Annotated in this window: 12 protein-coding genes; all 12 read right to left on the reverse strand. The window is 47.6% G+C overall.

What is annotated here, in order from left to right; translation table 11 throughout:
- Positions 1–4 precede the first annotated feature (4 nt).
- The 12 genes from D9603_RS02810 to D9603_RS02865 all read right to left on the reverse strand — a co-directional run bounded on the left by D9603_RS02810 (position 5) and on the right by D9603_RS02865 (position 11,504).
- Positions 5–1,060, reverse strand: coding sequence for a type VI secretion system protein IglI family protein (locus tag D9603_RS02810; protein ID WP_128729970.1), 1,056 nt, complete (start codon positions 1,058–1,060; stop codon positions 5–7).
- Positions 1,047–1,892: a type VI secretion system baseplate subunit TssG gene (locus D9603_RS02815; RefSeq protein WP_128729971.1), complete on the reverse strand. Its 846-nt coding sequence runs from the start codon at positions 1,890–1,892 to the stop codon at positions 1,047–1,049. Before D9603_RS02815 ends, D9603_RS02810 begins: the two co-directional genes overlap by 14 nt.
- Positions 1,885–2,124: a hypothetical protein gene (locus D9603_RS02820; RefSeq protein WP_128729973.1), complete on the reverse strand. Its 240-nt coding sequence runs from the start codon at positions 2,122–2,124 to the stop codon at positions 1,885–1,887. The genes D9603_RS02815 and D9603_RS02820 overlap by 8 nt, the downstream gene beginning before the upstream one ends.
- Entirely contained in the window at positions 2,121–3,671 is a 1,551-nt protein-coding gene (gene iglH / locus D9603_RS02825) for a type VI secretion system baseplate subunit TssF/IglH (protein ID WP_128729974.1), read from the reverse strand. The genes D9603_RS02820 and iglH overlap by 4 nt, the downstream gene beginning before the upstream one ends.
- Positions 3,672–3,675: 4 nt before the next feature.
- Positions 3,676–4,104 (reverse strand): hypothetical protein, encoded by a 429-nt coding sequence (locus tag D9603_RS02830; protein WP_128729976.1) that lies wholly within the window; start codon positions 4,102–4,104, stop codon positions 3,676–3,678.
- Positions 4,101–4,445, reverse strand: a complete 345-nt coding sequence (locus D9603_RS02835) for a GPW/gp25 family protein (protein WP_128729978.1) — start codon at positions 4,443–4,445, stop codon at positions 4,101–4,103. Before D9603_RS02835 ends, D9603_RS02830 begins: the two co-directional genes overlap by 4 nt.
- Entirely contained in the window at positions 4,429–5,886 is a 1,458-nt protein-coding gene (tssK, locus tag D9603_RS02840; protein ID WP_128729980.1) for a type VI secretion system baseplate subunit TssK, read from the reverse strand. Before tssK ends, D9603_RS02835 begins: the two co-directional genes overlap by 17 nt.
- Before the next feature lie 82 nt (positions 5,887–5,968).
- Positions 5,969–6,544 (reverse strand): hypothetical protein, encoded by a 576-nt coding sequence (locus D9603_RS02845; protein ID WP_128729982.1) that lies wholly within the window; start codon positions 6,542–6,544, stop codon positions 5,969–5,971.
- A 28-nt stretch (positions 6,545–6,572) separates the two neighbouring features.
- Positions 6,573–8,543, reverse strand: coding sequence for a type VI secretion system contractile sheath large subunit (tssC, locus tag D9603_RS02850; RefSeq protein ID WP_128729984.1), 1,971 nt, complete (start codon positions 8,541–8,543; stop codon positions 6,573–6,575).
- 12 nt (positions 8,544–8,555) lie between these two features.
- Complete coding sequence (locus tag D9603_RS02855) at positions 8,556–9,125, reverse strand: type VI secretion system contractile sheath small subunit (protein ID WP_128729985.1); 570 nt, start codon at positions 9,123–9,125, stop codon at positions 8,556–8,558.
- A gap of 30 nt (positions 9,126–9,155) precedes the next feature.
- On the reverse strand, positions 9,156–10,901 hold the full coding sequence (locus D9603_RS02860; RefSeq protein WP_128729987.1) for a hypothetical protein: 1,746 nt from the start codon (positions 10,899–10,901) through the stop codon (positions 9,156–9,158).
- A gap of 57 nt (positions 10,902–10,958) precedes the next feature.
- A complete protein-coding gene (locus D9603_RS02865) occupies positions 10,959–11,504 on the reverse strand; it encodes a UpxY family transcription antiterminator (RefSeq protein ID WP_128729989.1) in 546 nt (181 codons plus the stop codon).
- Positions 11,505–11,906: the final 402 nt, after the last annotated feature.

Raw genomic sequence — 11,906 nt, forward strand, 5'->3', positions numbered from 1 at the left:
GTGATTACTCGTAGAAAGAGTTGAGTTCTAGCGCAATAAAAGCGTCCAGATCCATCTGATACAACTCATTCAGCGCATCAATGCTCGCTTGCTGAGACAGCGCCATCTGCGCTTCCATCAAGGCCTCTCCATGACTGATTTGTGCCTGTACATAAGGGCCAAATAATGTCGGGAAATAAAGACGCGGATCAAAGTTTTCAATAATGTGCGCGATGTCTTCTTTAATGATGGCAGCTTTAAGGTAATCTTGTTGCTGTAGCAAGTTTTGAAACACAGTCATTTTTTTGAGCAGCAGTGCCAGAGCATGTGATGTTTCTGGCTGTGCAAATGAGTTGCTCTTAACTGGCAAGTCACTACCGATTTGGGGCTTTGTAATCGCTTGCTCAATATCCTGCTCGCTCTCATCCTCTGGCACAGACGCCGAGTGAGGTGCCTCAACCATGCCTGGTGATACGTCTAACAATGCAATTTCTTCCTGATACATTTTCAGGTACATGACAGAGCTCAGTTCAGTACCATCCAAGTATTTCAGTAGCCCTTGCGTGAAGTCCTCGACTTCTTCTAGGTGTGCACTTTGCGTATCCGTATCCAAGTCATCAATAAGCTGTTGTAATGTCGAGCTACTTTGTGAGAGCTGAAACCCCAGTTTGCGGGTGATCTTTTTAAATAGAAGCGCCAGATTAAGGTCAATTTCCGCAAGTTCAGCTTCCGCAGTAAACGTGTCCGGCAGCAATTGATGGCGGTGCTCAGTGAGTAACTCTGCCAACAAGGGAAGCAAAGCACACATCCCAGCTCGACTCAGCCACAGATCGCTGGCATACAAATACAGGCAGGTCACTCTAATATCGCTGCATCCCTGAGAGAATAACGTCAGACAAGTTTGAGTGACTGCGGGCAATGCCCGAACGCGCATATGCTCATCAATTGGCGCTAACACCGTCTGGTCAAAATCATCAGGATAAGAGTAAGACCCTTGCAACGACTCATAAACCGCAGTGTAAACTTCCCGCTCTCCCATGTCCTCTTCCAGATCGTTTTGGTTTTGATTATGATTGTTCACTCGACCTCCCGTAGCCATGGGTTTGCCCGTAAAACAGCGTTACTTTACCCGCCTGCTGGGCGCTGCCCAGTGCGTGAAAGCCCAGTGGGGTAGCAAAGCCCCCGTCACCCGTTTTTAACGGTCGCAACCGCCCATGGATCCGTACTTCCAGATGCAATGATATCGGTGCTAGCAAAGGCAGAATGTGCAGCCGGAGCCGACGCTGGAGCTGCGCTATATCGACATGCTTGTCCTGTTCAAACAAGGTCACAACAATCCCGTCTTCTTTGACAAAGTCGGTATCACCCAGCAAGTAATGGTTGCCGGTCACGACCTGGCCTAACTGGGTTCTGGCAAGCTGCTGTACTTTAATTTTGTGGTTGGGTTGTGTATGTATGTGGTACTCAGGATAAATGTAGTCAAACGCACTCTGGATGGTGCGCACAGACTTAAGGTTTGTCATTGCCAGCGCTTGCGACTGATAATTGTGCCAGTGACCAAATGCACTGTGATCGAACTCAGGGAACAGGCTGTGCACCAGCTGTTGCAATATAATGTGGTCGAAGTAGCCAATAAAGTGCCTGAACTCGTCAGCACGGTCCATCAGAGTGTCTCTCAATTGCAAAATATATCCAGGCAGCGGGCTTTGCGGGCTCAGCAACCCCAGATTCAGACTGATCACCACGGCATCTGGGGTAAATTCAATCGCTTCTACAATGCGCTGCTCAGAGATAAGGCTGTCGTGACTGGCAAACCAGATGTTGCTGTAACCCAGATGCCTGAGTAATCGCAATAACGCAAGTAAGTCAAAATGCTGAATATTGTCTTTGATCTGTTGTGCTGTTTTATTCATGGGTCACTTGCCTTAGTACACAAACATCCAGAAAATCCTCTAGCAGTTGCAGTTGCTCAAACAGCTCAGTCTGCGCAGTGCCGTTTTGGGAAGACTCAAGCAGCTGGTTGCTTAGCATCACCAAGCAGGCCTTATGCGCAGGCTCTAGGGGGTAGTCCAGTTTGCTGATATCTTGTTGAAGCTGACCGATAAGCTGTGTTAACAGCGCTATATCGCACACGGGCGCTGTCATACTCTACGTCCCTCGGGATTTGCTTGTTGCAGGTGTAAACGAATGTGCTGAACCCCAAACCAGTGATTAACCCCCATCTCAAATATCCGGATAAACAGGCGAGCGGTTAGCTCACTGGCATCCCCATAGCTGATGAGCATCGTAAAGTGCGCCGGATCTGAGGTTGCTTCAACCCCTCTGAATCCGAGTGTGATAACGTCAAACTCGCGCGCCAGTTGTGTGGTAAAGACATAAAAAAGCTCGGTCAGATGCTTTGTGGTAACCACCTCGTTGCCACGAATAGCTAGCAAATACATGGATGGTAAGGCATTGTTTTTATGAGCTAAAGCGCAGGCCTGCCGGGCTTCGTTTAATGACCAAGTTACACCGGGAATTTCCATTTTATTCGGTGTTGCCGTCAGCTTATGCCACAGCCAAGGGCTAAACGCCGGGTTATGTCCGTTGCCATGGATGCTGACGGTGCGCGGCTCGGCAAAAGCATCAGGCAGATTCAGGTCCAGCTCCCAATGTTGCTGGTTATTTATTGTCAAATTGTAGGTGTTGTCTGCCTGGCTGAGCAGTGAGGGCAATAAGGGCAACTTCTTATCGCCCAAATGCTGAAAAACCCCACGCACCGAATGGATCTCAACCTCTGGCTCGTCGCCGACTATGGCATATTGCGAGCGAGTGCCGTCACACCAGATACTTTTCGCCTGAGTTTGGTATAAATTAATTGCCGGTGTGCAAAACAGCCTGAAGCAGTCTTTCGACAGTGCAGGCAATGTGCGGTGCTGTTTTAAGTGAATGCTCAGATAGAAACTATGCCAGTGCTTAGGTGCTTGCTTGATTGACAGTGCCAGACAAAAGTAAGCATAAGGAAAGTGCAGCAGGTTACGAACGGTTTCTATGGGATGCATCCCAAACTGACATTCAGGCTGGCGAAAAACCAGCGTACAGGGGATGCGCTGCGTGTCGTTATCAAAAGTCGCTTCAAGGCGGGTTTCTTTGTCCAGCAGTGCAGTGAGTAACGCCAGTGTGGCATTAAAGTCATTGCATACATTGAGATAAACCGGCAGCTCCCCCGGTGCCTCCTGCATTCGGGTAAAAGCGTCAAACCGCAACCTGAGCGTCTGACATGTTAATCCCGTCGGCACACAGTCTAGATGACTAAGCTGCACAGGCTGCAAACTAAGTGCATTGCAAGCGCTAAACATGGCGGTTTTAAAATCTTCATTTTGTATCGCAAACTGTGTGCCCGCATCAATCTGATAACGCATCGTCATTTTCGCATCCGGATGCGCCTGAATAATGGTTTTTGCTGGCAATGCGGTCGTCATGTAGGGATGTATCTGTGTCAGTAACTGCTGCTCATGGCTATGCAATGTGGACAGCGCAGCCTGTTGAGTATGCGCCGTGCAATAAGCAATAGCCTCTGTCAGCCGCTTGAGCTCTGGGTCGTCCCTGTCCAGCGCTGCGGTCGCAAACGCACTTTGGTACTGAGACCTGAATTGCTCCAGACCTTGAAGCTGAGAAAGATAAATTTGATGGATATGATGACTATCAGACATGTGTTTAACCTTGCTTTATCAGCGCGCCTTTGATGTTAGTGATGCTTTGACCTTCTAGGGTCGTCATATTGCCCTTCACGTTCACCTGCGCATTAGCTTGCGCCTCGAAGTTGCTGCCAGCCTTAATACTGGTTTCTGACGTGCTTTCAACTGATACGCTGCCACTGGCTTTAAGAGAAAAGTTTGTGCAGCTCATTTCAATCGTCTCTTTGTTCATCGACAGCACACTCTTTTTTCCATCGACGTCAATGCTCAGTGAGTCTGCGGTTTGCGTTGTTTGCGTGGTCGATGAGCCGTTTTTACTGATGAGCGTGATACTGGTATTACTCAGTTGTATCTGATGCTCATCGCTGGAATCTTTATTTTTTACATGCACAGTGATCCCTTCCCCCTCGTCTTTACTGAGCTCAATGGTGCAGATCAGGGTGCTCATATTGTCGGCCCACGTAATTGCACCCTAAATTTACAAGGTGCACCGTCAATTTCACCGTACAGTAAAATGCTCGACTCGCGCGTGTCTAATTCGTAGCGCACTTCCGTCAGGCTAAAACGGCTTTCCCAACGGGTTATTTGTATCCTGATATGCTCACACAGGCTTTGCATCAGTTGCGGTGAAGGACGCTCACCTATTTCACAAGGGATCCCATAATCAAAATCGAAATGGCTAAAACCGGCCGTGGCGTTAAGCAGGACTGTCAGGTGATTTTTCACCGCATCCGTGACCGTGTGAGCAGCGTAAACCGGCTTACTACAAAACTTACCGACGAGCCGCATAGTTTTTGGTTTCCGTTATAAATTCAAACAAGTAGCCCCTGAATTCACTTTGTCCATAAAAGGCGAAGCTGTGCGCTTTCACGATGTCGTGCCACTCGCCATCTTTATGTACCTCAAAGTATTGTGCGCCGCGATTATGCGGGCGATTTTCATTCAGCCGGGCCAGCACCGTATCGCTGGTCACCTGAGTCAGCTTCAGGCCTTCAATATTATCTGGGGTGGCACTGCGCAGCCTGGATTCCGACGAGACCAAACTCGGTACCGGACATTGTCCCACCTGAGTCTGGCTTTCATGATAAATGGCCAGATAAAAGCGCGTATTTTCTTGTGCTGCATCGGCATCAACCACGCAGGAATATATGCCATTGGTTTCGCGCAAAGCACTATGCCGGTAACTGTATTCTTTGAGGAAAATCACCTCATCCAGCAAGTCGATAAGTTTGTCAAACACCTCTGCCAGCGCATTGTGGCGATAGACGATAGCGTCCGTTTTGGGCAGTCCATTGCGATAGAGTTTACAGTCGATATAAAACGCTTCGAGCTGACAGAACAGTTCAAACGGGTGCAGTAATACCTCGCTGTCGGTCTGCGTGATGGTGTTGAGCATCCGCTGCGTTTTGTACAAGCTGCTCAACAGGCTCAGCTGATGTGCTTTGATCACCTCTGCCGATTGCTGTTCACTGGCATCTCTTTGTTGTTGGCACTCAATGGCTGATAATGCTGCCTGCTGTGAATTTTTAGCTTCGATAGCTTGTAAAATCGGCTCTTCGAGTTCTGTTTTGAAACAGGTCAGGTACTGTTGCAGTGTCTGAGCTCGCTTGGCAAACAGCGAGGAGTTTGAGAGCACCAGCAGTGGCGGTAAGTAGCGCTCGTCTGGCAACCAGTTTTGTGCGTTGTTCTTTGCAAAGTGAACCAGTTTAAACTGATGAAGCTGGGTCAGTTTGCCACGTATGGAGAGCATTTCAACTTCTGACGTAGCCTCGTCTACACAGTTTGGCACTGAGATGACCTCCAGCACATAACCTTTGCGTACCACCTCTTCATTCACGGGCGCTATATTGCGCTCTGCGTCCTGTTGCAGCTCAAGCCGAATGTCTTGTGCTGTTAGCGCATTGTGTTCATAGATATTGATGTAAAGATCGGCACAAACAGCGCTTTTTGGCAGGATCACTTGCCCCCGGTTAAACAAAAACTCAGCATTGGCATTGAGCTTTATGAGCTCGCCGGAAGGTAAAATGCAACAAAACTCCGAGATCCCCACTATATCCTTTGCAGTTTCGGATAGGTCCAGGGCCAGCTGCGCCAACCCATAAAAGGGTTTACCAGTCAGACTGAACCTGATTGAACTGTCGGTTAACAGAGCGGTCTCTTGTGCGACAAAATGTTCCGGCAGCAGGGTTTGCCCAAGCTGCCAGTGGACCTGAGCCAGTTCTCCCAGCATGTGTCTCTCCAGATGTAAAATATTAGAAGCAAAAAATGGGGAGCAACCGTCCAGAATGAGTCACTCCCTGAGGCGGGGTGGATTATTCAGCGACGCTGACACCCCATTTCTTGACGAACTTAGCACTGGTGTTGACGGCAAAGTGCGCTTCCTGTTCTTCCTCTGTTGGCATAACCCCCAGGAAGAAGCTGAAGTTTTTCGGCGAGACCACGTCGTCGGCCTGATCCAGGTCAACGCCAAAATCCAGTTCGCCGCCGTTTTTGGCAATCAGGCCATTCAAGTCGGTTTCATTGGTGTGGAAGTCGGGATAGAACTTCTTCTCTTTCGGGTCATAATCATAAATGACAAAGGAAAAAGACACACTGGTATCGCTCATCGAGGTATGTTGCAGCAATACACTGCTTTCCTTATTGTCTGTAGAAATGCGACAGCCGAACATGATCGGGTCTGCGTGTCCGCCTTCCCAAAAGATATTTGAGATAACCCCCACCACTTTAACCTTGTCACCACTGATGTCTGTCGGCACGGTGACCGCCAAGTCTTTTTTATATTCTTTGTCGCCAATTTTCAGTGAGGTAATGTGACCCACCTGAATTTGCGCATCTTTTTGAAAATTAAATCCCTGCTCAACGCTGCAAGCCAGATTTGTTGAAGCCATAATAGTCTCCGCAATAATTAGTTAAATTTTAAAGTTGTGTTTCCAGTCTCAGCTCGGCATCCAGTCCTTCAAACTGCAGATGAGGAGAGACACTCACGGTGCATTTATACCAGCCTATGTCCCCTTCCTGGGCAACGGTTTCAACATTAACGGCTTTGAACGGATAGCTTCGCAGGGTCAAGTCATCCGGGTTAACAACCGTCGTCACGTAGCTGTTCAGCCAGTTACTGATGGTGTTGGTAATGTATGGCGCATCGGCAGTACCACCTATGTTGTCGCGCATAATACATTTGATGTAGTGGGCGATTTTGGTAATGGACAAGGTGTAAGAGAGGTTTGTAACCAGCTGGGAGTTTTCCGTGTCTCTTGGGTCCTTAAAGCGCTTGGGCTTTTTGATGGACTGACAAGAAAAGAAACACGCATTGGTGGTGTCTTTTTGATAAACCAGTGGCATAAATCCGGCTTTGGCAAACTCCAATTCACGATAATCCGGCATCACCAGTTCAACCGGTACTTTGGTCAGAGTCAGGCCATTTTGTTTAAAGGTATGACTGGCAAGGTTGGGTATATGGCCACCGTTTTTAGGGCCGCGAACAGTCTGGCACCAGGAAGTCTCTTCGTACGAATGCACAATGTTACGGGCAAACAACATCGCTGCATTGGCCCAGGTGTAATGAGTGTGAGAGTCGACTGTTTCAGAGTAATTCAGACCCGGAACCGGGTTATCTTCGATGTGGTAGGGAGCCCGGATCATAAATCTCGGTACCGTGAACGCCAGATAAGCGGCTTCTTCCGAGTCTCTAAACTCATTCCATTTAGAAAACTTGCCCTGCAGCATGTGCGACTCTAGGTTTTTGATTTCCGCCAGCTGGTTGATGTCGTCATGGCCAACGAAAAACTTAGGGCCCACCGAAGACACAAAGGTACAGTGTGACGCATTGGCGATTTTACCCATGGTTCTTAACCAATTTATATCGCGCTCGCTGTTTTCAAACTCGTAAAGCCCTATCATGGCACTATAGGGCTGGCCACCATATTGATCGTACTCTTGGGTATAGAGCTTTTTGAACAGGCTGCTGTTGGCGATATCGCGGCGATTTTCGGCAAAGTCGTCTTCCAGTTCTTCTTTAGTAACATCCAATAAGTCAATTTTGATGTCTTTGGAAAAGTCGGTTTGTTCAATCAGGTATTCCAGAGCACGCCAGTTGGCCTCTAAGCGCTGAAAAGCGGGCTCATGTAGCACAGTGTCCAGCTCTTCCTGAATCACATTGTCTATGGATGTGGTTTTTTTGGTAATGTTTTCTTTGAGCTCGAACAGCAAAGAAGACCCTTTCTTATCGCCCTCAGGGTTCTTTGGCAGACACTCATTGTAGGCCAGTGCTGCTATTTGCATCAGCAACCGGTCAGTCTCTATTTCTTTGATATTCAGCTCGAATACGGCCTTGTCTTTGGCGCTTTTTAATTCCGTTTGCAAGTTGTCCAGGGTACCAATGGAGTTTTTATACACTTCTTTTTCGAGTTCTGCTTTAAGTGTGTCGACATCCGGAGCATCTTCGATGGCCACTTTAAGACTGTTAATGCCGTCTTTGTCATTGAGCCAGACACTCAGTTTGGCATGCTCTTCAGGGATTGCTTTTTTTCTTGCTTCGCTCAATACAGCAGACGAAGACAGGGCAATGATGAACGCGTCGATGTCAAATAGCTGCTTGCCACCTTTTGGTATATCAAAGTGAAGCGGTACCTTTATTAGTTCCTCAATACACCGCAGTGCGGCTTGTTTAAATTGGCCTAAGTTGTCTTCTTTTAGATTTTCTGGTTTACCTGGCAGACTATTGACTGCAAGTAACAGCGCCTCAAGAGCCAGCCCATGTTTCTTTTTGGTTACAAATGCTTCCCCAATAGATGGGTCGCTTGCTCTGCTTTCATTTTGTTCTTTGGTGATGATGTTGACACTGTAAAGTATGTTGTCAATGAAGTTAGTTGCGATTTGATCGCTCATAATCGGGTTCCTTTAGGCTTCACATTGGCTGGTTTGCGGGCGATAGATGCTGATGATTTGTTCAAGCGCTGCTAACACCGTGTCTGAGTCATTAGTTGTCAGTAATTCTTCCAGTGCTTGTCTGTAACGCTTGTTATTGGTCAAGTTAGACATGACTTCGTTAAGCAGGCGTTTGATTTCAAGTTTGTTCTTGATTTCCGGCTGACTGTTTTCAAGGATCCTGTCCGGGCTAAATGCATCCAGATGTTTAAACTGGAGCTCTTTTTGAACATCGCCTTTGATACGAAGCAGCTGCATGACCGGGTTATACTGCTCAGTGGGTGTCAGCTTGGCGCCGTTTTCATCGTGAAGCTTGATGTCCGAGATTTCAGTTGCATCAAAAACATGCCGTTTATCCAGTGATAGTCGCTGACCCTTCTCATCGGCCTGGCCGGCGTCTGCGTTTGAGGCATATCCGGAAAAGTCACCGGCGACAAGGATCCGCATCGGCAAAGTAATGTCTTCTGGTACGCCGTTAATTTGGGTGCGATAACGCAAGGTTACGCGGGATTTAGGCATATTCTTATCATCTTGAATGGCCATAAAAACTCCTGTTTGTTTTAAAGAAAGTGACTAGGACTCTGTGAGCCTGTTATCGAGTAGATAGCGAATTTCACTCAGGGTGTTGTAAATCGCTAATTTGGATTTGACTGCCAATGCGTCCGGATTGGCCTGAAGGTCAGGTATTAGCGTGTAAGGGCTGCTTTCATAACCCAGATAACGATACGCATAGCTGACATGTGTCGGTGTCGTTTCGCTTTGCTCGCAAGCCTCTGCATGCGCCTCGGTGAGCAGACTTTGCGTAGCGTGTTTTACATCGTAATAGCAGGTATCTCTGTCTATGGTGTTTTCGCCATCGGGTTTGGCACAATACAAGACCTGTAATTGAGGTGGATTGTCGGCTAAAAAATGATAAGACACCCACCAACGCTCATTGGCTGTATTATGTGTCAGATAACCAAGAATATCGGTACACGGATAGTTGGAAGTATTTAGCTCATTGAAGTAACTGACTTTATCGCCGTAACTCAGCTTGCCATAACGGGTGATATAAAGCGCATTATCAGACAACGGATATGCACAATAACCAAACCCGTTTAGTGACGCCGCGCCTGTTTGCTTGTCAACAAGGATATGCACTCTGCCTGGTAGCGGGAGCACACTGAATGTGTCAGTTTCAGCATCTTTATAGCTTAACGCACCTACTCCACCGAGTACTCTCTGCCAGATAACACCCATTAATGCCGGTTTTGCATGTAGGCACTTACGCTGATAAAAACTTTGCCATCGCAAACCTTGATTATCGTCGTTCAGAATAAAGTAGCGCCTGCATTGCCGGATATACCTAGGCTGTTCAACAATTAAATCACGAAGTGCCGGGGTCAACAGTAAAACCGTGTTGGCGCGCCAGTCTAGCAGCTTACTTAGCCACTTGGATTTACGTAATACACCATTACCACACAGCACACTGCTGCTGGGGTTTAGTGCTTTAAAGCAACTTCCGGCAAACAGGCTGGTAAGCATGAGTTGATATTGCAATGCTCCGGGATCCAATACTGCCAAGGTATCGGTTTTTTTCAGATCCAGCGTATAAATACTGGATAACATCAGGCTTTCAAAAAACGTACTGGCCGTTAATTTGTAAGGTTTGCAGGTGTTTGATGAGCCGGAGTCAAACTCGATACACACAGGCTTATCGGCGCTGTATATGGCCGCGTCTTTTTTCACACTATTGAGCAGAAACGCATCAGAACACCGAAGTGGCATTGACACCTCGTCAGCGACATGCAGCGTACCTAGGGGCGGTTCAACTGAATCACTGAGCCATTCAAACTCTGCCTTGGTATTGGTAATGATGTGATCAGGTGTGATTGACGCTATTTTTTCCCCGAGCAAAAATCGCTCAAACCGATTATCTCTGGGCATATCCACCACACAAAACACACATCCTAGATGCATGGCACTGAGTATATGAACCAGTAAACTCAGATCGGGTAAGTTTACCAGCAGCAAAGTATCGCCGCTGGTCACGCCGTTTTCTTGCAAGCCAAGCGTAGTGACAGCAATCGCCCGTGCCAGTGCTGAGTAACTAACATGCTCAGAACGAGACTCTGTGAGTTGCAGTGCCGTTTTCCCGCCCTCTTGCAGTGGTTGTATGATCAGATCCTGAATAAAGTTGAACCCCAGAGCCGGGCTACTGTGTTTTTGCCTGACACGTTTGTCCAGATAAAGCTGCTGGATCACCTGCTCGGGTCGCTGAGCACTTGCTTCAGCCTGCTCCATACCAAGCAAAGTACCACCCTTAGACCTCACCGACACGCCAGTACCTGCACAATTGAAGTATCACTTTGTTCATAAAAGCGCTTTTCTGACTGTTCAAGGCCTATCCTGTGGCTCTATATCCAGTAACTCAACCGGGACAGTGATGACCAAAGATTGTGACAAGCCTTGCAGCGCAAGCGCCACTTTGTTGTCTGTTGCATCAGCCAACAGCGCCCCGCGATAGCCCTTTAAACTACCCTCGCGAATAACCACTTGCGCGCCTTTTTTAAGGCGTCTGTCTTCATATACCAGTGCCTCCGGGAACGCCTGCAAAACAGCCTGAATCTGCTCAATATCCTGATCTGTGATGGCTGGAAAGGCCCTGCCACGGCCTTTATTGCTGCCATCACTATACGAAACAAAGAAGCCAAATCCAGCCAGCCGCTCGACCAAGTGCATTTCCTCGGGGAGAAGCTTGGCAAACAGGTAAGACTTAAACGCAGGCTCTTCGACTGTCTTAACCCTGTCGGACCATTGCTTGGTCAATCTACGCAATGGCAAATAGCTCGTTAATCTCAATTCTTTAAGCTTTGTGTCAAGCCTTTTTTCACAGTTTGGCTGAGTGTAAATCTGATACCATTTCTTTTTTTCATCAAACATCTGGCAAGCTCCGCCACGTCAGTCACAGTGTGCTGAAGTGGTTCTTGATTATGTCGGGTTGTGTCGGCTCTAACTTTGCGCACAGGCATCAAGAGCAATTAGCAGTAGTGTAATGTGCTTAGGAAATGGGAAGCTTTGCCGGATACATGCATTTCTTTGTGCAATGCACAAAGCAGAGGATTCTACAATAACCGGCTTTATTCCGACTGATCTGACTCAACACTTTTGGACACCTCATTAAATGAGTTAACTAGCTCATAGAGATGAAAAAATGAAACCCCAAAGAAACTTATTCAGCCGAATTTAAAGTAACACCTTGAAGCTGGCGGCCAGAACTGGAATTGCACAGGCTGCGCGAAAAGAACACCCGTTATACCAATTTGGCTTAATACTTGCTCAATT

Origin of the sequence: Pseudoalteromonas sp. PS5 (assembly GCF_004103255.1) — a bacterium.
In the GTDB taxonomy this organism is placed as follows: domain Bacteria; phylum Pseudomonadota; class Gammaproteobacteria; order Enterobacterales; family Alteromonadaceae; genus Pseudoalteromonas; species Pseudoalteromonas peptidolytica.